At 70.3% G+C, this 20,446-nt stretch carries 17 protein-coding genes, 1 tRNA gene and 1 other RNA gene; 9 read left to right on the top strand and 10 right to left on the bottom strand.

Going from position 1 to position 20,446, the window contains the following annotated elements; translation table 11 throughout:
* Positions 1-16: 16 nt before the first annotated feature.
* The 4 genes from GQQ95_RS03375 to rnpB all read left to right on the top strand — a co-directional run bounded on the left by GQQ95_RS03375 (position 17) and on the right by rnpB (position 2,182).
* Positions 17-89 (top strand) — tRNA-Val (locus GQQ95_RS03375).
* 35 nt (positions 90-124) lie between these two features.
* The gene (locus GQQ95_RS03370; RefSeq protein WP_157426246.1) at positions 125-952 is read left to right on the top strand and encodes a Nif3-like dinuclear metal center hexameric protein; all 828 of its coding nucleotides are present in this window, start codon (positions 125-127) and stop codon (positions 950-952) included.
* A gap of 37 nt (positions 953-989) precedes the next feature.
* Entirely contained in the window at positions 990-1,727 is a 738-nt protein-coding gene (locus tag GQQ95_RS03365) for a zinc ribbon domain-containing protein (RefSeq protein WP_157426245.1), read from the top strand.
* 79 nt (positions 1,728-1,806) lie between these two features.
* Positions 1,807-2,182, top strand: an RNA gene (gene rnpB, locus GQQ95_RS03360) — RNase P RNA component class A.
* 42 nt (positions 2,183-2,224) lie between these two features.
* Here rnpB and ppgK read toward each other — a convergent pair.
* Positions 2,225-2,980, bottom strand: coding sequence for a polyphosphate--glucose phosphotransferase (ppgK, locus tag GQQ95_RS03355; protein WP_157426244.1), 756 nt, complete (start codon positions 2,978-2,980; stop codon positions 2,225-2,227).
* A gap of 62 nt (positions 2,981-3,042) precedes the next feature.
* Positions 3,043-3,906 carry a type I methionyl aminopeptidase gene (gene map, locus GQQ95_RS03350; protein ID WP_157426243.1) on the bottom strand — a complete coding sequence of 288 codons (864 nt, stop codon included), beginning with the start codon at positions 3,904-3,906 and terminating at the stop codon, positions 3,043-3,045.
* 11 nt (positions 3,907-3,917) lie between these two features.
* Here map and GQQ95_RS03345 point away from each other — a divergent pair, with 11 nt between their 5' ends.
* A complete protein-coding gene (locus GQQ95_RS03345) occupies positions 3,918-4,103 on the top strand; it encodes an SPOR domain-containing protein (RefSeq protein ID WP_157426242.1) in 186 nt (61 codons plus the stop codon).
* 15 nt (positions 4,104-4,118) lie between these two features.
* Here the strand turns inward: GQQ95_RS03345 and panB are convergent, their stop codons facing one another.
* A complete protein-coding gene (gene panB / locus GQQ95_RS03340) occupies positions 4,119-5,045 on the bottom strand; it encodes a 3-methyl-2-oxobutanoate hydroxymethyltransferase (protein ID WP_157426241.1) in 927 nt (308 codons plus the stop codon).
* 86 nt (positions 5,046-5,131) lie between these two features.
* Between panB and glnA (GQQ95_RS03335) the strand changes: the two genes are divergently transcribed.
* Both glnA (GQQ95_RS03335) and GQQ95_RS03330 read left to right on the top strand, forming a co-directional pair.
* Positions 5,132-6,469: a type I glutamate--ammonia ligase gene (gene glnA, locus GQQ95_RS03335; RefSeq protein ID WP_157426240.1), complete on the top strand. Its 1,338-nt coding sequence runs from the start codon at positions 5,132-5,134 to the stop codon at positions 6,467-6,469.
* Positions 6,470-6,479: 10 nt separating this feature from the next.
* Positions 6,480-9,497, top strand: a complete 3,018-nt coding sequence (locus tag GQQ95_RS03330; RefSeq protein WP_157426239.1) for a bifunctional [glutamine synthetase] adenylyltransferase/[glutamine synthetase]-adenylyl-L-tyrosine phosphorylase — start codon at positions 6,480-6,482, stop codon at positions 9,495-9,497.
* A gap of 104 nt (positions 9,498-9,601) precedes the next feature.
* Here the strand turns inward: GQQ95_RS03330 and glnA (GQQ95_RS03325) are convergent, their stop codons facing one another.
* On the bottom strand, positions 9,602-11,026 hold the full coding sequence (glnA, locus tag GQQ95_RS03325) for a type I glutamate--ammonia ligase (RefSeq protein WP_157426238.1): 1,425 nt from the start codon (positions 11,024-11,026) through the stop codon (positions 9,602-9,604).
* Between the two features lie 147 nt (positions 11,027-11,173).
* Here glnA (GQQ95_RS03325) and GQQ95_RS03320 point away from each other — a divergent pair, with 147 nt between their 5' ends.
* The gene (locus GQQ95_RS03320) at positions 11,174-11,608 is read left to right on the top strand and encodes an RDD family protein (RefSeq protein WP_157426237.1); all 435 of its coding nucleotides are present in this window, start codon (positions 11,174-11,176) and stop codon (positions 11,606-11,608) included.
* Between the two features lie 114 nt (positions 11,609-11,722).
* Here GQQ95_RS03320 and GQQ95_RS03315 read toward each other — a convergent pair whose 3' ends face one another.
* The 3 genes from GQQ95_RS03315 to lipB all read right to left on the bottom strand — a co-directional run bounded on the left by GQQ95_RS03315 (position 11,723) and on the right by lipB (position 14,138).
* The gene (locus GQQ95_RS03315) at positions 11,723-12,436 is read right to left on the bottom strand and encodes a DUF4191 domain-containing protein (protein WP_157426236.1); all 714 of its coding nucleotides are present in this window, start codon (positions 12,434-12,436) and stop codon (positions 11,723-11,725) included.
* Between the two features lie 74 nt (positions 12,437-12,510).
* Positions 12,511-13,500, bottom strand: coding sequence for a lipoyl synthase (gene lipA / locus GQQ95_RS03310; protein ID WP_170296946.1), 990 nt, complete (start codon positions 13,498-13,500; stop codon positions 12,511-12,513).
* Complete coding sequence (lipB, locus tag GQQ95_RS03305; protein ID WP_157426235.1) at positions 13,497-14,138, bottom strand: lipoyl(octanoyl) transferase LipB; 642 nt, start codon at positions 14,136-14,138, stop codon at positions 13,497-13,499. Before lipB ends, lipA begins: the two co-directional genes overlap by 4 nt.
* A 151-nt stretch (positions 14,139-14,289) precedes the next feature.
* Between lipB and GQQ95_RS03300 the strand changes: the two genes are divergently transcribed.
* The gene (locus GQQ95_RS03300) at positions 14,290-15,867 is read left to right on the top strand and encodes a hypothetical protein (protein ID WP_157426234.1); all 1,578 of its coding nucleotides are present in this window, start codon (positions 14,290-14,292) and stop codon (positions 15,865-15,867) included.
* Here the strand turns inward: GQQ95_RS03300 and GQQ95_RS03295 are convergent.
* The 3 genes from GQQ95_RS03295 to GQQ95_RS03285 all read right to left on the bottom strand — a co-directional run bounded on the left by GQQ95_RS03295 (position 15,864) and on the right by GQQ95_RS03285 (position 20,394).
* On the bottom strand, positions 15,864-17,381 hold the full coding sequence (locus GQQ95_RS03295; RefSeq protein ID WP_157426233.1) for a 2-oxo acid dehydrogenase subunit E2: 1,518 nt from the start codon (positions 17,379-17,381) through the stop codon (positions 15,864-15,866). The genes GQQ95_RS03300 and GQQ95_RS03295 overlap by 4 nt on opposite strands.
* Positions 17,382-17,448: 67 nt before the next feature.
* Positions 17,449-18,822, bottom strand: a complete 1,374-nt coding sequence (lpdA, locus tag GQQ95_RS03290; protein ID WP_157426232.1) for a dihydrolipoyl dehydrogenase — start codon at positions 18,820-18,822, stop codon at positions 17,449-17,451.
* A 99-nt stretch (positions 18,823-18,921) separates the two neighbouring features.
* On the bottom strand, positions 18,922-20,394 hold the full coding sequence (locus GQQ95_RS03285; RefSeq protein WP_157426231.1) for a leucyl aminopeptidase: 1,473 nt from the start codon (positions 20,392-20,394) through the stop codon (positions 18,922-18,924).
* Positions 20,395-20,446: the final 52 nt, after the last annotated feature.

Genomic DNA, 20,446 nt, shown 5'->3' with positions numbered 1-20,446 from the left:
TGCGTCGCACCGCGACGGGCCTTTAGCTCAGTTGGTAGAGCGCCACGTTTACACCGTGGATGTCGTCGGTTCGAGCCCGGCAGGGCCCACGAGTCGATGACCGGCCCGGCGCTAGGCTGGGCGCATGCCCGCTCTCCTGGACGTCCTCTCCACGATCGAGCGGCTCTGGCCCGCCGCGGGCGCGGAGGCCTGGGACTCCGTCGGCCTCGTCACGGGTCATCCGGATGCCGCGGTCCAGCGGGTCCTGCTCACCGTCGACGCCGTCGGCGAGACCGTCGACGAGGCACTCGACTGGAACGCCGATCTCGTCGTCGCGCATCATCCGCTGCTCCTCCGCGGCGTGACGACCGTCGCCGAAGACCGCTACAAGGGCTCGCTCCTCGCTCGGCTCATCCGTGGCGACTGCGCACTCGTCGCGGCGCACACGAACGCCGACGTCGTCGAGAGCGGGACCTCGGCGGTGCTCGCCGAGCGGCTCGGGCTCGTCGGATCCGTCCCCATCGTGGCGAGCAGCGGCCCGGGCGCCGACCTGGGGCACGGCCTCGGGCGGGTCGGGCGCCTCGCAGAGCCGACGACGCTCGGGCGTCTCGCGCGGCACCTCGCCGAGATCCTCCCCCCGACCGCCACGGGCGTGCGCGTGGCGGGCGGCTTCGACGACGTGGTCGAGACCGTCGCGCTGTGCGGGGGAGCGGGCGACTCCCTGCTCGGCGATCCGGCCGTGCGCGCGGCCGACGTCTACATCACCGCGGACCTCCGCCACCACCCCGTCTCCGAGTCGCGCGAGCAGTCGCGGCTGGGCGGCGGCCCCGCCCTCATCGACGTCTCGCACTGGGCCAGCGAATGGCTGTGGCTCGACGCCGCGGCTGCGCAGTTGGCGGCGGCCCATCCCGAGCTCGAGATCCGGGTCAGCGACCTGCGCACCGACCCCTGGGACTTCCAGGTCGTGCAATGATGACCATTCCCACCGCGAATCCCACAAGGAGCACCACGTGAAGGCCAGCCCAGCCGACCAGCAGCAACTTCTGCGCCTCCAGGCCGTCGACACGCGCCTCCAGCAGATCGCGCATCGGCTCGGGACCCTGCCGCAGACCGCTCCGATCGCCGAGCTCGCGTCGCGCGACACCGCGGTCCGCTCGCGCAGGGCCGAAGCGCTCGGCACCTTCGAGGACGCGCGCACCGAGCTGAAGCGCATCGAGTCGGATGTCGCGGTCGTCGAGGCGCGCATCGCACGCGATGCCGACCGACTGCAGCACACGTCCTCGACCAAGGACGTCGCCGCGCTCGAATCCGAGATCGTGTCGCTGAAGAAGCGGCTCTCAGACCTCGAGGACCAGGAGCTCGTCGTCATGGAGCGCGTCGAGGAGGCCGAGCGCGCGGTCGCCGCGATCGACGCGGAACGTGCCGTGATCGCCGAGGAGACGGCGGTGCTCGAGAGCGCCCGCGACGAGGCATCCGCGGGGCTCGTGGTGGAGCGCGACGGCGCCGAGCGGGACCGCGCCGTCGTGGCCGGCGAGGTTCCGGCCGAGCTCCTGGCGTACTTCGAGCAGCGCCGCACCCGCGGCGGCGGCATCGGCGCCGCGCTCCTGCGCCAGCGCACCTGCGGAGGGTGCACGATCACGCTCACCGGGTCCGACCTCGAGACCGTCCGCAAGGCCGCGCCCGACGAGGTGCTGCTCTGCCCCGAGTGCGACCGCATCCTCGTCCGCACCGAGGAATCCGGCATCTGAACGGGTCGACCGCGCCGTGCGGCGACCGGGCTCGGGCGGCGGGTCCTGCCAGCTTCGACCTGTAGGCTGCAACGGTGAGCGGGTCGGCAAGACGACCGCGTCATCCGAGCGATCGGGTGCCGAGGAACGTCCGGGCTCCGCAGGGCAGGACGGTGGGTAACGCCCACCCGGGGCAACCCGCGAGACAGTGCCACAGAAAGCAGACCGCCTCCCGCGCGAGCGGGCGGTAAGGGTGAAACGGTGGGGTAAGAGCCCACCAGCGGCCGCGGTGACGCGGCCGGCTCGGTAAACCTCGTCCGGAGCAAGGTCAGACAGGGAACGATGGGGCTGCCCGTCCCGTTCCCGGGTAGGCCGCTGGAGGGGCACGGCAACGTGTCTCCGAGAGAGATGGTCGTCCAGCCGGTGTCGCGCAAGCGCCCGGTGAACAGAACCCGGCGTATCAGCCGGCCCGCTCACACCTCGCGACGTCCGCGTTCCGCGCGGGCGCGGGCCGACGGTCAGTCCAAAGCGAGCGCCGCCGCGCCGATGATGCCCGCGTTGTTGCGGTGCACGGCCGGGACGATCGGGGTCTTCATGTCGAGTCGGGGCAGGAAGTGCTCCTGATGCTTGGAGACGCCGCCGCCGACCACGAAGAGGTCGGGGGAGAACAGGAACTCGACGTGCGCGTAGTAGCGCTGCAGTCGCTCCGACCACTGCTCCCAGCTGAGTTCCTCCCGCTCCATTGCGGAGTAGGCGGCCCGGTGCTCGGCGTCGTCGCCGTCGAGCTCCAGGTGGCCGAGCTCGGTGTTGGGGATGAGCACGCCGTCGTAGAGGAACGCCGACCCGATGCCCGTGCCGAGCGTGGTGAGGATGACGAGCCCGTCGACGTCCTTCGCCGCGCCGAAGCGCATCTCGGCGATGCCGGCGGCATCCGCGTCATTGACGAAGTGGATGTCACGACCGAGCGACTGCTCGAAGAGCTCCTCGGCGGGCAGCCCGATCCATTCGTCGGAGATGTTCGCGGCGGACAGCGTGCGCCCGCGCTTCACGATGGCCGGGAAGCAGACGCCGAGCACGAGGCCCTCGATGTCGCCGTCGCCGCCGATCGTCTCAAGCAGCTCGGTCGCAGCGGTCAGGATGTCGGCCGGCTTGCCGCCGTCGGGCGTCCGCACCTTGCGGCGCTCGCTGAGGAGTGCGCCGGTCGCGAGATCGACGATCGCCCCCTTGATTCCCGTGCCGCCGACGTCGATCCCGATCGCGTGCTGAGTCGCCATGCCGTCAGACTATCGCGGCGCAGGATGGCGATCTGCCTCGGGTGCTGGGCTCGGGCCCACGCTCAGGGAAGGGTGAGGATCTCGGCGCCGCGCTCGGTGACCACGAGCGTGTGCTCGAACTGGGCGGTGAGCGACCGGTCCCTGGTGACGACCGTCCAGTCGTCGGCCCAGAGGTCCCACTCGACCGAGCCGAGGGTGAGCATCGGCTCGATCGTGAAGATCATGCCGGGCTCCATGACGGTGTCGAACTGGGGCGCGTCGTAGTGGGGGATGATCAGCCCCGTGTGGAACGCCCGGCCCACGCCGTGCCCGGTGTAGTCGCGCACGACGCCGTAGCCGAAGCGCTTCGCGTAGGCCTCGATGGCCCGGCCGATCACGTTCACCTGCCGACCGGGAGCGACCGCGCGGATGCCGCGCGCGAGCGCCTCGCGCGTGCGCTCGACGAGCAGCGACGCCTCCTCCGACGCGTCGCCGACCAGGAACGTGTGGTTGAGGTCGCCGTGGTAGCCGTCGAGGTAGGCGGTGACGTCGATGTTCACGAGGTCGCCGTCGGCGAGCACGGTGTCGTCGGGGATCCCGTGGCAGATGACCTCGTTCACCGAGGTGCACGAGGACTTCGGGTATCCGCGATAGCCGAGCGTCGACGGATACGCGCCATGGCCGACGACGAACTCGTGCGCGATGCGATCGAGTTCATCGGTCGTCACGCCGGGACGGATCGCGGATGCGGCGGCCGCGATCGCCTGCGCGGCGATGCGTCCGGCGGCCCTGACCCGCTCGACCTCGTCGGGCGTGTACCGGTCCCCGGCGGTGTACGCCGCCGGCGCGGCCCGACCGACGTACTCGGGCCGGGCGATCGAATCGGGCACGGATCGCATCGGCGACAGGCGTCCGGCAATCAGGTGGCCAGCGGCATCCTTCGGCATAGGATCAGCCTATGGCCGAGGATATCGAGCACCGGTACTGGTACAACCTCAACACGGGCGAGGTCGAGCAGGGCTTCCAGTCGCCCTCCGTCGATCGCGTCGGTCCGTTCGACACGCGCGAGGAGGCCGGTCGTGCCCTCGAGATCCTTCGCGCGAACAGCGCGAAGTGGGCCGAGGAAGAGGCCGCCGAGGACTGAGTCCGCGGCTCCCGCTCACTCGTAGCTGTGCTCGGGGCTCGGGTAGGTGCCGTTCGCGACGTCGGTGCGCCACTCGGCCGCCGCTCGGCCGAGGATGCCGGCGAGGTCGGCGTACTGCTTCACGAACTTCGGCACACGCCCCGTGGTGAGCCCGGCCCAGTCGGTCCAGACGAGGAGTTGTCCGTCGGTGTGCGCGCCCGCGCCCACGCTGATCGTGGGGATCTCGAGCAGTTCGGTGACCTGCCGGGCGGCGTCGGACGGGACCATCTCGAGCACGACGGCGAACGCTCCGGCCTCCTCGACCGCCTTCGCGTCGGCGAGGAGCCGCTCGACGGCGTCGCCGCGGCCCTGGATGATGTGCCCGCCGAGGCCGTGCTCGCTCTGCGGCGTGTAGCCGATGTGCGCCATGACGGGGATGCCTGCCTGGACGATGCGGCGGATCTGCTCGGCGCTGCGCGTTCCGCCCTCGAGCTTGACCGCGTGCGCCCCGGTCTCCTTCATGAACCGGATGGCGGTGTGCAGGGCCTCCTCGGCGCCCACCTCGTACGACCCGAACGGCATGTCGGCGACGACGAACGCCCGCTTGACCGCCCCGGCGACGGCGCGGGTCAGCGGGATGAGCTCGTCGACCGTGACCGGGAGGGTCGTCTCGTAGCCGAACACGTTGTTGCCGGAGGAGTCGCCGACGAGGAGGAAGTCGATGCCCGCCTCGTCGAAGATGCGGGCCGTCAGCTGGTCGTAGCTCGTGAGGCCCGTGATCTTGATGCCGTCGCGCTTGGCGTTCTGGAAGTGACGCGTGCGGACCCGCCTCGGTCCGCCGGATGCCGCCGCGCCGCCGTACGGCGTCGCCTCGACGACCGTCTCGCCACCGGGCGAGGATTCGCCCGACGGTGCTGTTGACGACGGGTCGGCGGCGGACGTGGTCTCGGACTGGTCGGACATGCCGCCAGTCTTCCACACGGGATCGGCCATGCGGCGGCTCGTCCCCGCCGGAACCGCTACCCTGAGAGTTGCGAGAGAGGGTGTGGATGGATAAGCAGCGCGACTTCGTTCTTCGCACGATCGAGGAGCGGGGAGTCAAGTTCGTCAGGCTCTGGTTCACCGACGTCGTCGGGACGCTCAAGTCGGTGGCGATCGCCCCGGCCGAGGTGGAGGGCGCCTTCACGGAGGGCATCGGCTTCGACGGATCCGCGATCGAGGGGCTCACCCGGACCTACGAGTCCGACCTGTTGGCCTACCCCGACCCCACGACGTTCCAGACGCTGCCGTGGCGGGGCGACATCGACCCGACCGCCCGGATGTTCTGCGACATCACCACCCCTGACGGCGAACCGGCCGTGGCCGACCCGCGCAACGTCCTCAAGCGCACGCTCGCGCGCGCCGCCGACCGGGGCTTCACGTTCTACACGCATCCCGAGATCGAGTTCTACCTGCTCAAGTCCTCGAAGTTCGGCCCCGAGGGGCCTCAACCCGTGGACTCGGCCGGGTACTTCGACAACGTGCCGGGAGGCACGGCCCACGACTTCCGCCGGCGATCGGTGCGCATGCTCGAGGACCTCGGCATCTCGGTCGAGTTCAGCCACCACGAGGCCGGCCCCGGCCAGAACGAGATCGACCTGCGGTACGCCGACGCGCTCACGACCGCCGACAACATCATGACCTTCCGCACGGTCATCAAGGAGGTCGCGATCGAGCAGGGCGTGTACGCGACCTTCATGCCCAAGCCGTTCTCGCAGTTCCCCGGCAGCGGCATGCACACGCATCTCTCGCTCTTCGAGGGTGACGCCAACGCGTTCTACGAGGCCGGGTCGCAGTACCAGCTCTCGAAGATCGGCCGGCACTTCATCGCGGGCCTCCTGCGCCACGCACACGAGATCTCGGCCGTGACGAACCAGTTCGTCAACTCGTACAAGCGCCTCTGGGGCGGTGACGAGGCGCCCAGCTTCATCTGCTGGGGCCACAACAACCGCTCCGCCCTGGTGCGGGTGCCGCTCTACAAGCCCAACAAGGGCCAGAGCGCACGCGTCGAGTACCGCGCGATCGACTCGGCCGCGAACCCCTACCTGGCCTTCTCGCTGCTGCTCGCAGCTGGCATGAAGGGCATCGAAGAGGAGTACGAGCTTCCCGCAGAGGCGGAGGACGACGTCTGGGCGCTGACCGACAGCGAACGCCGCGCGCTCGGCTACCACCCGCTGCCCGCCAGCCTCGATCACGCGATCGAGTACATGGAGAACTCCGAACTCGTCGCCGAGACGCTCGGCGAGCAGGTCTTCAACTACGTGCTGGCGAACAAGCGCGCCGAGTGGCGGGACTACCGGACGCAGGTGACGCCCTTCGAACTGCAGCGCAACCTCGAGATCCTCTGACCCGCGCCGGATGTCACGCCAGACACCGACGCTCGGACGCCTCGCGAGGGCCGGCTTCGACGACCTGTCGGCGGCCTCCGCGAGGCTCGGAGCCCTCGCGGAGTCGACCTCCCTCGACGAGGAGCACCTGCTCACGGCGTTCGCCCACGCTGCGGATCCAGACGAGGCGCTGATCGCGACGGAACGGCTCTACGCGCGTGCGCCGCAGGAGGTGACCGTCACGCTCGAGCAGCCGGCCTCGGCTGAACGATACGCCGGCCTGGTCGGAGCATCCCGTGGGTTCGCGGAGTTCCTCCTGCGGCATCCGTCGGAGCTCGCGCTCTTCCAGGAGGTGCCGGCGCCGCCCTTCACCTCGGCAGAGGCTCGGGTGTTGCTGCTCGACGCCGTCGACCGCGCGTGGGCTGCACCGGGATCGTCGCTCGACACGGCGTCCGCCGCGCTCCGGGTGCGATACCGGAGCCTGCTCGCACGGATCGCGGTCTACGACCTCACCCGTCTCGACGCGGTCGACGCGGTCGAATCCGTCGCCGCGGGGCTCGCCGACCTCGCCGGCGCCACGCTCGACGCCGCGCTGCGTGTTGCCAGGCTCGCGAGTTCCCGCGTCGATGGCGCACCGGCCGCGCCGGGCCTGTTCCCGGCGGCCGAGGTCGAGGCGACGAGGCTCGCGATCATCGGCATGGGCAAGGCGGGCGCCAGGGAACTCAACTACGTGAGCGACGTCGACGTCATCTACGTGGGGGAGTCGGCGGACGAATCAGTCGTCTCCACCGCTCGTGCACTCGAGATCGCCACTCGCCTGGCGATGGTCCTCGCGCGCGTCATCTCGGAGTCCGGCATCGAGCCGCTGCTCTGGGAGGTCGACGCGAACCTCCGACCGGAGGGCAAGGACGGTGCGCTCGTCCGGACGCTCGAATCGCACCTGCAGTACTACGACCGGTGGGCCAAGAGCTGGGAGTTCCAGGCGCTGCTGAAGGCACGACCGATCGCCGGCGATGCCGAGCTCGGCGCCCGGTACGCCGCGGGCGTCGGTCCGAAGGTGTGGACCAGTTCCGGACGCGACGGCTTCGTCGAGTCGGTGCAGCGCATGCGCGAACGGGTCACCGAGTTCATCCCGGCAGACGAGGTCGCCTACCAGGTGAAGCTCGGGCCGGGCGGGCTGCGCGACATCGAGTTCACCGTGCAGCTCCTGCAGCTCGTGCACGGGTCGACGGACGAGGCGATCCACCAGCGGGGCACCCTGCCCGCCCTCCAGGCCCTCGCGGACGCGGGCTACGTCGGCCGTGAGGAGGCCGCGGAGTTCTCCCGCGACTACCGGCTGCTGCGAGTGCTCGAGCATCGGCTGCAGCTCGAACGACTCCGTCGCACGCACCTCATGCCGCGCGACCAGGCCGGCATGCGGCGGCTCGCACGCGCGTCGGGCCTGGCACCCGACGCCGAACGCCTGGGCGAGGTGTGGCAGACCGTGCGCCAGCGTGTCCGCGGCCTTCACGAACGCCTGTTCTACCGTCCGCTCCTCTCCGCCGTCGCGGCACTGCCTGCATCCGGCCTCGAACTCACGAGTGCGCAGGCCGAGGCGCGCCTCGCGGCCATCGGGTTCCGCGACCCCCGCGGCGCGCTCGCCCACATCGGCGCGCTGACGGCCGGGGTGTCACGACGGGCGCAGATCCAACGCCATCTCATGCCGGTGCTCATCTCCTGGTTCGCCGACGGCACCGATCCCGACTTCGGTCTGCTCTCCTTCCGGCGTCTGAGCGACACCCTCGGCACGACGCACTGGTACCTCCGGCTGCTCCGCGACTCCTCGGATGCCGCGCTGAACCTGACCAGGGTCCTCTCCGGGTCACGATTCGCCGCCGCGCTCCTCGAGCGCAGTCCCGAGGCGGTCGCATGGCTCGAGGACCTCGAGGAACTCCGGCCGCGGAGCCTGGCGGCGCTCGAGGAGGAGGGGCGCGCGGTCCTGGCGCGCCATACCGAGCCCGATGCCGCCGCGAACATCTTCCGCGCCATTCGCCGTCGCGAGGTCCTGCGGCTCGCCCTGGCCGCGATCCTCGACGTCGTGACCGTGGAGGACCTCGGCCGTGCGCTCAGCGACGTCACGGAGAACCACATCGCCGCGTTGCTCGCCGCCATCCGCGGCGCAGCTCCCGACGGCATCGAGTTCGCCGTGATCGGCATGGGGCGGTTCGGTGGTCGCGAGCTCGGCATCAGCAGCGACGCCGACATCATCTACGTGTATCGCCCCGCGGATGCCGCGCCCGACGTGGCCCACTCGCAGGCGCTCCGCATCGTCGCGGAACTCGTGCGCCTGAGCGAGGATGCGCGACTCCCGTTCGAGCTCGACGCCGACCTCCGCCCCGAGGGGCGGAACGGTGTCGTGGCGCGTTCGCTCGACGCCTATCGCGCCTACTACGCCCGGTGGTCGCTCACGTGGGAGGCCCAGGCGCTGTTGCGCGCGCGCGGGGTGGCCGGCGACCACGCGCTGATCGAGGACTTCACCACGCTCGCCGACACCGTCCGGTACCCGGCGGAGATCTCCGATCGCGACATCCGCGAGGTGAAGCGCATCAAGGCGCGTGTCGAGAACGAGCGACTCCCGCAGGGGGCGGACCCCACGCGGCACCTGAAGCTCGGGCGGGGGTCGTTGAGCGACGTCGAATGGTACGTGCAGCTCGTCCAGCTCGAGCACGCCGCCGCGATCCCTGCGCTGCGGACGACCTCGACTCTCGACGCGCTCGGCGCCAGCGTCGAGCACGACCTCATTCCGGCGCCCGACGCGGAGACTCTGCGCACTGCATGGGTGCTCGCCTCACGCGCCCGTTCGGCGCTGACGCTCTGGCTCCAGCGCACCACCGACGTGCTGCCGGTCGAGCGTACGCAGCTCGAGGGCGTTGCCAGGATCATGGGCTACCCGCCCGGCTCGGCGACGCAGCTCGAGGACGACTACCTCGCGGTCACGCGGCGCTCTCGTGCGGTCTTCGAGCGCGGGTTCTACGGCGAAGAGGAGCGGCGCGAGCCGTCGACCCGCTGACGCGCCGACCCGTTGACCGGGGCCGGATCATCCCGCTGAACGCGAAAAGGGCCCGTGCCGCCGAAGCGACGCGGGCCCTTCCGGGACTGCGGGGAGCGCTCGAATCAGACGCCGTAGTACAGCTCGAACTCGAACGGGTGCGGACGCTGGGCCAGGGGCTTCAGCTCCTTCTCGCGCTTGTAGTCGATCCAGGTCTCGATGAGCTCCTTGGTGAACACGCCGCCCTCGAGGAGGAAGTCGTGGTCGGCCTCGAGCGCGTCGAGCGCCTCACCGAGGGAGCCGGGGACCTGGGGGATCGCCTTGGCCTCCTCGGGCGGAAGCTCGTAGAGGTCCTTGTCGACCGGCTCGTGCGGTTCGATGCGGTTCTTGATCCCGTCGAGCCCGGCCATGAGCTGCGCGGCGAACGCGAGGTACGGGTTCCCGGAGGCATCAGGCGCGCGGAACTCGATGCGCTTGGCCTTGGGGTTCGTGCCCGTGATCGGGATGCGGATGGACGCCGAGCGGTTGCCCGCCGAGTAGACCAGGTTGACGGGGGCCTCGAAGCCAGGAACGAGGCGGTGGTACGAGTTCACCGTCGGGTTCGTGAACGCCAGCACCGCAGGGGCGTGCTTGAGGAGGCCACCGATGTACCAGCGGGCCAGGTCGGAGAGCCCGCCGTAGCCGGCCTCGTCGTAGAAGAGCGGCTTGCCGTCGCTCCAGAGCGACTGGTGGGTGTGCATGCCCGAGCCGTTGTCGCCGAAGAGCGGCTTCGGCATGAACGTCGCGCTCTTGCCCCACTGGTCGGCCGTGTTCTTGACGATGTACTTGAACTTCAGGATGTCGTCGGCCGCGTGCACCATCGTGTCGAAGCGGTAGTTGATCTCCTGCTGACCGCCCGTGCCGACCTCGTGGTGCGAGCGCTCGAGCACGAAGCCGGCGTCGATGAGCTTGAGCGTGATGTCATCGCGAAGGTCGGCGGTCTTGTCGACGGGGCTGACCGGGAAGTACCCGCCCTTGTACGGCGTCTTGTTGCCGAGGTTGCCGCCCTCTTCCTTGCGGCCCGAGTTCCAGGCGCCCTCCTCGGAGTCGACCGAGTAGAAGCTCGAGTGCTGGTTGACCTCGTAGCGCACGTCGTCGAAGATGTAGAACTCGGCCTCGGGGGCGAAGAACGCGGTGTCGGCGATGCCCGTCGAGGCGAGGTACTTCTCGGCCTTCTTGGCGACCTGGCGCGGGTCCTTCGAGTAGATCTCGCCGTTGCGCGGGTTGTAGATGTCGAAGACCATGATGAGCGTGCGCTCGACGCGGAACTGGTCGATGTACGCCGTCGTCACGTCGGGGATGAGCTGCATGTCGGACTCGTGGATGTTCGCGAATCCACGGATCGAGGAGCCGTCGAACAGCTGCCCCACCGTGAAGAACTCCTCGTCGACGGTCGACGCCGGGATGTTGAAGTGCTGCTGCACACCCGGGAGGTCGGTGAAGCGGATGTCGAGGAACTTGACATCCGTCTCCTTGATGAACTTGAGCACTTCAGAGGAATCACTGAACATGGGTTGGAATCTCCAAGGGGGCGAGTTGAACCGGCGGGGCCGGACGGACGTGCACAGCCATTGTCGACCGTACAGAGGGAGGGTTTCTCTACCGTGACGCAGTTGTTTCCGGCATGTTACGCAGGGTGCCGCCGGTAGAATCCATGGGTGCCTGACTCTACACGGACCACCTTCGGCCAGCTCGAACCCAGCCGGTGGCCGGGCCAGCGGCTCGGACTTCCCGAGGAGGGCCGGGGATCCGTGGCGCGCATCGGACGCCGCATCGTCGCGATCGCCGTCGACTGGGCCGCAGCGCTCGTCATCGCCCTGCTGTTCGCGCCCTATAGTTCGGTGCTGCACTCTTGGCTGACGCTCGGACTCTTCGTCCTGATGCAGGCCGTCTTCATCCCGACCATCGGCGGGAGCCTCGGACATCGGCTGCTCGGCCTGCGCATCGTTCCGCTCACCGGCGGCTGGGTCGGACCTTGGCGCCCCGTCGTGCGGACGCTGCTGCTCGCGATCGTCGTGCCGGCCCTGGTCTGGGACTCCGACCAGCGCGGGTTCCACGACAAGGTCGCGGGCACGGTGCTCATCCGCGCCTGACGGCTGTTCCTCGGCCGCGGCTCATGCTGGTGGAGCCGACCGTTCCCGCGGCGGAACGACGGAAGCGGCATCCGACTCGTGTCGAATGCCGCCTCCGGACTGGTCGTGCGGGTCTCAGCGCATCTTCCCGCGCTGCGGGCGCGCCTTCATCGGGTCGATGCCCTTCGGGATCGGCAGGGAGTTCTGCAGCGAGTTGAGACGGTTCGAGACCGCGAGGACCTCGGGCTTGGTCAGGGTGCGCTTGATCTTGCGCAGCGCGGACGGGAGCCGGTGCAAGGCGATCGAGTCGTCATCGGTGCCGACCGAGAGCAGCGTGATCGGCACGTTCGGAAGGATGCGCGCGACCTTGCGCTTCTCGTCGTCGAGCATGCGCTGGGTGCGCGAGAGCGGGCCCTCGCTGATGAGGGCGACGCCGCCCCGACCGACCGAGCGGTAGACGGCATCCTGCGTCTTGCCGTTGACGGCGACCGGCATCTCGTTGCCGATCCAGCCGCCGCGCAGGCCGCTGCGGAGGACGGCGCCGACGGCTCCGGGCTGGCCCTCGATCTGCGAGTACGCGGCACGCTCGGCGCGACGGCCGAGCACGATGAGCGCCAGCAGCAGACCGGCGAGCACGCCCGCCACGATCCACAGCGCGATCGTGAAGCCGTTGCCCTCGCTGAGCCAGAGCGCCAGGCCGAGGCCGACGATGACGGGTGCGAGGAACACCAGGAGCATGAACCACTGGGCCGTCGGGTCGTAGCGGCGGGTCATCTGGAAGACCTGCCACATCTGCTTCAGACGGCCGGGTTCCTTCGGAGCAGACGACGAGTCCTTGGTGCGTGCCATGCACACAAGGATAGCGGCGCGCGCGACCGCCTCCGACCGTGTTCTCGACGGGCGAAGGCGGTCTTGCGGATGCCTCAGCCGACGGCCTGCGCGAAGCCTGCCGTCGTGTCTGCGAGATGAGCGAGTTCGGGGGGCAGCGCGCGGCCCTTGGCATGCATCGACTGCGCCCAGAGACGGCCTGCTCGATACGAGGAGCGGACGAGTGGGCCGGCGAGCACGCCGAGGAATCCGATCTGCTCGGCCTCCTCCTTGAGTTCGACGAACTCCTCCGGCCTCACCCAGCGGTCGACCGGCAGATGCCGCGGGCTCGGCCTGAGGTACTGGGTGATCGTGATGATGTCCGTGCCGGCGTCGTGCAGGTCCTGGAGCGCTTGCGACACCTCGCCTCGCTCCTCGCCCATGCCCAGGATGAGGTTCGACTTCGTGATGAGGCCGGCCGCCCGGCCCTGCGTGATCACGTCGAGCGAGCGTTCGTACCGGAAGGCCGGTCGGATCCGCTTGAAGATGCGGGGCACCGTCTCGACGTTGTGGGCGAAGACCTCCGGCCTCGCCGAGAAGACCTCTGCGAGGTGCACCGGGTTCCCGGAGAAGTCGGGCACGAGGATCTCCACGCCGGTCCCTGGCGACTGCCGATGGATCTCGCGGATGGTCTCGGCGTAGAGCCATGCGCCCTCGTCGGGCAGGTCGTCGCGGGCGACGCCCGTGACCGTCGAGTACCTCAGGTTCATCCGCAGCACCGATTCCGCGACCCGGCGTGGCTCGTCCACGTCGTAGTCGGCCGGCTTTCCGGTGTCGATCTGGCAGAAGTCGCAGCGTCTCGTGCACTGGGAGCCGCCGATGAGGAAGGTGGCCTCCCGGTCCTCCCAGCACTCGTAGATGTTCGGGCAGCCGGCCTCCTGGCAGACGGTGTGCAGGTCCTCGCTCTTCACGAGGCTCTGCAACTGGCGGTACTCCGGCCCCATCTTGGCCCGGGTCTTGATCCACTCGGGCTTGCGTTCGATCGGCGTCTGGGCGTTGCGGACCTCGAGGCGCAGCATCCGGCGCCCCTGCGGTTCGGCGCTCACGCGGCGACCGCACCCTCGAACGCGGCGCGGAACTGCGCGATGACCGGCTCGATGACATCCTCCGGCGTCGTCTCGAGTCCGGTCACCTGCGAGATGGTCGTGATTCCGGCATCACGGATGCCGCAGGCGACGATCTTCTCGTAGGGGGCGGTCGAGTTCGAGCAGTTGAGGGCGAACCCGTGCATCGTGACGCCGTCGGCGACCCGGATGCCGATCGCGGCGATCTTGCTCTCGTGGCCGTGGGAGCCGACCCAGACACCGGATCTGCCGTCGACCCGGCGGCCCTCGACGCCGAACCCGGTGAGGACGTCGATGAGGACGCCCTCCAGCCGCCGGACGTAGGCGACGACGTCGACGGGTTCGGAGAGGCGGATGATCGGGTACCCGACGAGCTGGCCAGGACCGTGCCAGGTGATCTTGCCGCCTCGGTCGACGTCGATGACCGGGGTCCCGTCGGTGGGCCGCTCGTCGTGCGCGGTCCGCTTTCCGGCGGTGTAGACGGGTGGGTGCTCCAGGAGGAGGACGGTGTCGGGGCGTTCGCCCCTGACGACCGCGCGATGGACGGCGCGCTGAAGGTCGAGACCCTCGAAGTACGGCACGGAGTTGGCGCTTAGCCCCGCGACGACGAAGTCGAGCATGTCGCCCAGTCTAGACAGCGGATGGCGCGGACGGCGGCGCGACCTGATGGAAGCACCCCATCCCGTCCTCGACAGGAGCGCACGTGTCGCCTTGCGCCCGGCACGACCGCGATCAGCGTGGCGCGTGGTGTCGGTCGGCCACGCTGATCGGATGACGCGACGCACCCGACGACGTTCCGCTCGCCAGCCCGACCCGGCGCCGGAGGACCCACGGGCCGACTCCGGCACGCGGATCGCCGGCTATCGCGTGGTCCGTCGTATCTCGTCGGGCCAGCGCGCGGACGTCTTCCTCGCGGTGGCGGCGCGTGGAGCAGGCGAGGGCGGCTGGGGGCCGCCCACCCGATCGGGCGAGTCGGTCGACGCGGGCTCCGCACCGCTGGTCGCGTTGCGCGTGTACCGGGACGACGTGGACGACGTGAGCATCGCGACCGAGCTCGCCGTCATGGAGGAGGCGGCGGGCGCGGGTGTGCCCGCGCTGATCGACGTCGCGACCTCGACCGACGGCGCCCGGGTGCTCGTCGTGGAGCGGATTGCGGGGCCGACGGTCGGACAGCTCCTCATCGACCGGGCGATCGAGCCCGGAGAGGCGGTCACGCTGGTCGCGCCCGTCGTCGACGCCGTGGCGAGGCTTGCCGACCGGGATTTCGCGCACGTGGACCTCACGGCGTTCGACGTGCGTCTCGACGCGGCCGGCCGGCCGAGGCTGCTCGGGCTGGACGGAATCCGACGGATGCCATCCAGCGGGGCGGAGCGAACCGCCATGAGGCGCGATGCGCTGCTCGCGATGTCGGGCTACGTCGAGGCGGTGATCGCCGCGGTCCGCCCGGCGGGGGTCTTCGAGGATGCGCGCCGTCTCATGGGCCGTCCACTCGAGGCGCGGCCGTTCGAGCCCTTCGAGCGCGAACTCGAGCGAGCCATGTTCGCGGCGGCCGCAGCGGTGCCGATCAGCGGCGCCGTCGTCGCGCGCGCACCGCGGGTGCCGACCCGGATGGTCCCGCCACTGCCGAGCACCGAGCCCGACGCCGCACCTGGGGCCGGCGAGCACCCGGTGCGTTCTCGCCGGGGGGCCGGCCTCATGACGGCCGGCGGCGGCCTGCTCGACGTGGCCGAGATGCCCGCCCCGCTTCTGGAACGCCTCGCCGACTCGGTGGACGGTGCGCGATTCGCGCGGCCCCGCGTCGCCGTCTCGGCGTGGATGCGTCGCCACCGCCGAACGTTCGTCGTGGCGGCGCTCGTCGGCGCTGGAGCGCTCGTGGTCCTCCTGACCGCCGTGCCGCCCGCACCGGGCGGCGGCGGGACGAAGCCGGACGCGATCGTCACCGTGCCGTCCGAGGCCGCCGAAGCGCCCGACCGGCCCCCGTCGCCGACAGCGGGAGCCGTGGAGCAGACCGGCGAGCCGGACGGCCTCTCGGGCTCGGTCGCTCCGGCCGATGCCGCAGCGCTGCTCATCCGCCGACGCGCAGCATGCTTCGCGGATCTCGACCCCGAGTGCCTCCGTCCGCTCGTTCAGCCGGGGTCCGCCATCGAGGCGTCCGACTGGCATTCGATGATCGCGGCGCGCGATGGCGGTCCCGAGGTTCCGGAACTGGACCCCGAGTACGTCGAGGTCGTCGCGGAGATGGGCGCGGCGGTCCTCGTGCGAGTTGCTGCTGCCGGTCAGACGGAACCGGCCTCGCTCCTCATGGTGAGGAGCGAGGCCGGTTGGCGTCTTCGCGAGATGTTCGACTAGATGCCGAGATCCGCCTCGAAGTCGCCCGACTCGAGGCGATCCTTGACGGCCGTGAGGAAGCGGGCCGCGTCGGCGCCGTCGATGATCCGGTGGTCGTACGACAGCGCGAGGTAGACCATGGAGCGGACCGCGATGGCCTCGGAGCCGTCGGTCGTGACGACGACCGGGCGCTTCACGACGATGCCCGTGCCGAGGATGGCCGACTGCGGCAGGAACACGACCGGGGTGTCGAACAGCGCGCCGCGCGAACCCGTGTTGGTCAGCGTGAACGTGCCGCCCGAGAGCTCGTCGGGCTTCAGCTGGTTGTTGCGCGTGCGGTCGGCGAGGTCGGCGATCTGCGCTGCGAGGCCGGCGATGTCGAGTTCGCCCGCGTTGCGGATCACCGGGGTGAGCAGGCCGCGCTCGGTGTCGACGGCGATGCTCACGTTCTCCTGAGCCGGGTAGACGATGGTGTCGCCGTCGACCGTGGAGTTGATGATCGGGAAGGCGCGGAGCGCCTCGGCCGTGGCGAGTGCGAAGAACGGCAGGAAGCTGAGCTTGTTGCCGGTCTTGGCGAGGAAGTCGCCCTTGACCTTGTCGCGGAGGCGGGCGACCTTCGTCACGTCCACCTCGACCACCGAGGTGAGCTGGGCGGTGGACTGCATCGAGACCACGGCTCGTTCTGCGACGACCTTGCGGAGCCGGGTCATCGGGACGGTGGTGCCGCGCAGCGGCGACGTCTCGAGCGGGGTGCGCGCCGGGGCGGCCTCCGCCTTCGGCGCGGTCTGCGCCGAGATGACGTCCTGCTTGCGGATGCGTCCGCCGACGCCCGTGCCGGTCACGCTGGAGAGGTCGACGCCCTGGTCGTTCGCGAGCTTGCGCACGATCGGGGTGACGTATCCGGGAGCGCCGGCGTGCGAACCGGATGCGGCGGGAGCCGCGGCCGGTGCTTCAGCGGCGGGTGCGGGTGCGGCCGGCGCGGCGGGTGCCGCAGCCGTGGGCGCAGGTGCGGCCGGAGCTGCCGGTGCCGCCGGCGCGGCGGGCGCTTCGGCGGCGGGCGCAGCGGGAGCTTCGGGTGCGGGGGCAGCAGGAGCTTCCGGCGCCGGTGCTGCGGGCGCTTCGGCGGCCGGGGCCGGTGCAGCGGGAGCCTCGGGCGCCGGTGCTGCCGGAGCTTCGGCGGCCGGTGCCGCGGGGGCCTCGGGTGCGGGAGCCGGTGCTGCGGGGGCCTCGGCGGCGGGAGCCGGTGCTGCGGGAGCCTCGGCGGCAGGAGCCGGTGCCTCCTCGGCCGGCGCGGCAGAGCCGTCACCGATCGTCACGAGTGCGGTGCCGACCTCGACGGTCTCGTCCTCCTGGACGAGGATCGCCTCGATGACACCGGCGACCGGCGACGGGATCTCGGTGTCGACCTTGTCGGTCGAGACCTCGAGCAGCGGCTCGTCGACCTCGACACGGTCGCCGACGTTCTTCAGCCATCGGGTGACCGTGCCCTCTGTGACACTCTCACCGAGTGCCGGGAGGCTGACGGATTCGCTCATGCGCTTGTCTCCTTCACAGCGTTGGGACGCTTTCTAGCTTATTGCAGTCGAATGGGGGTTGCGTGGATCAGAGGGCGTGCAGCGGCTTGTCGGCGAGCTTCAGGAACGCCTCGCCGAGGGCCTCGTTCTGCGTGGGGTGCGCGTGGAGGAACGGTGCGATGTCCTCCGGGTAGGCCTCCCAGTTCACGGCGAGCTGTGCTTCGCCGATCAGCTCGCCGACCCGGCCGCCGATCATGTGCACGCCGACCACCGGACCGTCGTTGACGCGGACGACCTTGATGGATCCGCTCGTCTCGAGGATGTGGCTCTTGCCGTTGCCGGCGAGGTTGTACTCGTACGAGGAGACCTGGTCGGCACCGAACTTCTCGGCCGCCTTCGCCTCGGAGTAGCCGATGGAGGCGATCTCGGGCTCGCAGTACGTGATCTTCGGGATGTTGACGTCCTCGACGATGATCGGGTTGAGGCCCGCGATCTCCTCGGCGACGAAGATGCCCTGCTGGAATCCGCGGTGGGCGAGCTGGAGGCCCGGAACAATGTCGCCGACGGCGTACAGGCCGGGGACGCCGGTCGAGAGGCGCTCGTCGGTGATCACGAAGCCGCGGTCGACCGTGACGCCCGCCTCTTCATACCCGAGCCCCTGCGTGACCGGGCCTCGACCGACGGCGACGAGCAGGAGCTCGGCCTCGACCGTGTCTCCGTTCTCGAGCGTGATGACGACACCGTCATCGTGCTGGCTCACGGACTGGAATCGGACGCCGAGCTTGTACTCGATGCCGCGCTTGCGGAAGGCTCGCTCGAGCTGCTTGGAGATCGACTCCTCCTCGTTCGGAACGAGGTGGGGGAGCGCTTCGATGATCGTGACCTCGGCGCCGAAGGACTTCCAGACGCTCGCGAACTCGACGCCGATCACGCCGCCGCCGAGGATGGCCACCTTGCCCGGGACGAAGTCGAGTTCGAGCGCCTGCTCGCTCGTGATGACGCGGCCGCCGATCTCGAGGCCCGGGAGCGAGCGCGAGTACGAGCCGGTCGCGAGGATGACGTTCTTGCCGACGATGCGCTGGTCGCCCACCTGGACCGCGTTGGGGGCGACGAGTCGTCCCTCGCCCTCGATGACGGTGATGCCGCGAGCCTTGATCAGGCCTTGGAGACCCTTGTACTTGCTCGAGATGATGCCCTCGCGGTACGCGGTGACGGCGGGGACGTCGATGCCCTCGAACGTGGCCCGGACACCGAACCTCGCGGCATCGCGGGTGTGCTCGGCGATCTCGGCGGCGTGGAGCAGTGCCTTGGTGGGGATGCAGCCGCGGTGCAGGCAGGTGCCGCCGAGCTTGTCCTTCTCGACGAGGCCGACGGTGAAGCCGAGCTGGACGGCGCGAAGCGCCGCCGCATAGCCTCCGCTGCCGCCACCGAGGATGACAATGTCAAAGTTCTGCTCGGACAACCGGAATCTCCCTTGCGCAACTGTTCTGCAGCACGAACCGCCGTTGGTGGGTCACCGAGGACGGAGTGATGGACGAAGAACTCGCCCCCAAAGACCCTACTACTCCGCGGCGAGCTCCTCGCTCAGGCCGATGAGCGTGCGGACGGCCATGGCGGTGCCGCCGGCGCCGGTGAAACCCCAGGGTGCGCTGGTGTTGTATCCCGGTCCGGCGATGTCGAGGTGGGCCCAGGGGATGCGGTCGCCCGACTCCGGGTCCGTGCCGACGAACTCGCGGAGGAAGACGCCGGCGACGAGCATTCCCGGGATGGTCGTGCCGAGCTTGGCGTTCGCGAGGTCGGCGACGTCCGACTTCAGGTACGCGATCAGGTCGCCGGGCAACGGCATCGGCCAGAAGGCCTCGCCTGCGGCATCCGCCGCCCTGCGGACGCGCTCGACGAGCGCGTCGTCGCCCATCAGCCCGCCGATGCGATGGCCGAGGGCGACGACCTGCGCACCGGTGAGCGTGGCGACGTCGATGATCGCGTCGGGCTGCTCCTCGCTCGCGGCGACGAGCCCGTCGGCCAGCACCAGCCGCCCCTCGGCGTCGGTGTTGATCACCTCGACCGTCGTGCCGCCCCGCATGCGCAACACGTCGTTCGGCCGCATGGCGGTGCCGGAAGGCATGTTCTCGGCGAGGCACAGCCAGCCCGTCACGCGGACGGGGACGCCCAGCGTGGCGAGGGCGAGGATGGCCGAGAGCACGGTCGCCGCGCCGGCCATGTCGGACTTCATGCCGACCATCGAGCCCGCCGGCTTCAGCGAGAGTCCGCCCGAGTCGAACGTGATGCCCTTGCCGACGAGCGCGAGGTGCGTGCTCGCGGATTCCGGTGCGTACTCGAGTCGGACGAGTCGCGGTCCTCGCACCGACCCCTGTCCCACCCCGAGGATCCCGCCGAACCCGTCGGTCTCGAGCGCCTCCTCGTCCCACACGGTCGTGGTGACGCCGACCGCGTCGGCTGCATCGACGGCGATCTCGGCGAATCGAGCGGGGGAGAGATCGGCCGGCGCGGTGTTGACGAGGTCCTTCGTCCGCCGCGCGGCATCGGCGACGGCGCGGACGCGGTCGAGACGGACGTCGGCCGACGGTGCCGCGACGTGCAGGGTGATCCGTTCGACGGCCGCGGTCGGGTCCGTGCGATACGCGGTGAAGGCGTAGGCGCCGAGCGCGGCGCCTTCGAGCATCGCCTCCGCGAGGCCGGCCACCTCGATCGGCACCGCGACGGCGACGTGACCCTGGCCGGCGAGCCTGCGCAGGGCGCCGCCGAGGGCGAGGCGCATCGACGCGGCATCCGCGTGCTTCCCGAGGCCGGCGACCGCGACGACGGCCGGGCCATCGGTCTGGGAGGGGAGCCGGACGAGTTCGTCGACGGAGCCCTTCGCCCCCAGCCGGGTGAGCGACGGAGCGACCCAGTCGTAGCCTTCGACGGCGAGGAGCACGGCCCCGTCGTCGCCCGCCGTCGCGGTGAGGACGAGGACGTCGGCGTCGGAGGTCGCGGGCGACTGGTCGCTGAGGCGAAGATCGGGAGAGCTCATGCAGCGAATGCTACGTGTTCGCTCTGAGCATCTCGCCGGTCGGGCGATCAGG

It is taken from the genome of Agromyces salentinus (assembly GCF_009749395.1).
Lineage (GTDB): Bacteria > Actinomycetota > Actinomycetes > Actinomycetales > Microbacteriaceae > Agromyces > Agromyces salentinus.
The sequence above is the reverse complement of the archived record's forward strand: the minus strand, read 5'-3'. Positions and strand labels throughout refer to the sequence as shown.

What these genes read in the sequence shown, in the direction of transcription:
- GQQ95_RS03370 (WP_157426246.1), top strand. Translation starts at nt 125, where the DNA reads ATGCCCGCTCTCCTGGACGTCCTCTCCACGATCGAGCGGCTCTGGCCC.
- ppgK (WP_157426244.1), bottom strand. Translation starts at nt 2,980, where the DNA reads ATGGCGACTCAGCACGCGATCGGGATCGACGTCGGCGGCACGGGAATC.
- map (WP_157426243.1), bottom strand. Translation starts at nt 3,906, where the DNA reads ATGCCGAAGGATGCCGCTGGCCACCTGATTGCCGGACGCCTGTCGCCG.
- GQQ95_RS03345 (WP_157426242.1), top strand. Translation starts at nt 3,918, where the DNA reads ATGGCCGAGGATATCGAGCACCGGTACTGGTACAACCTCAACACGGGC.
- panB (WP_157426241.1), bottom strand. Translation starts at nt 5,045, where the DNA reads ATGTCCGACCAGTCCGAGACCACGTCCGCCGCCGACCCGTCGTCAACA.
- glnA (WP_157426240.1), top strand. Translation starts at nt 5,132, where the DNA reads ATGGATAAGCAGCGCGACTTCGTTCTTCGCACGATCGAGGAGCGGGGA.
- GQQ95_RS03330 (WP_157426239.1), top strand. Translation starts at nt 6,480, where the DNA reads ATGTCACGCCAGACACCGACGCTCGGACGCCTCGCGAGGGCCGGCTTC.
- glnA (WP_157426238.1), bottom strand. Translation starts at nt 11,026, where the DNA reads ATGTTCAGTGATTCCTCTGAAGTGCTCAAGTTCATCAAGGAGACGGAT.
- GQQ95_RS03315 (WP_157426236.1), bottom strand. Translation starts at nt 12,436, where the DNA reads ATGGCACGCACCAAGGACTCGTCGTCTGCTCCGAAGGAACCCGGCCGT.
- lipB (WP_157426235.1), bottom strand. Translation starts at nt 14,138, where the DNA reads ATGCTCGACTTCGTCGTCGCGGGGCTAAGCGCCAACTCCGTGCCGTAC.
- GQQ95_RS03300 (WP_157426234.1), top strand. Translation starts at nt 14,290, where the DNA reads ATGACGCGACGCACCCGACGACGTTCCGCTCGCCAGCCCGACCCGGCG.
- GQQ95_RS03295 (WP_157426233.1), bottom strand. Translation starts at nt 17,381, where the DNA reads ATGAGCGAATCCGTCAGCCTCCCGGCACTCGGTGAGAGTGTCACAGAG.
- GQQ95_RS03285 (WP_157426231.1), bottom strand. Translation starts at nt 20,394, where the DNA reads ATGAGCTCTCCCGATCTTCGCCTCAGCGACCAGTCGCCCGCGACCTCC.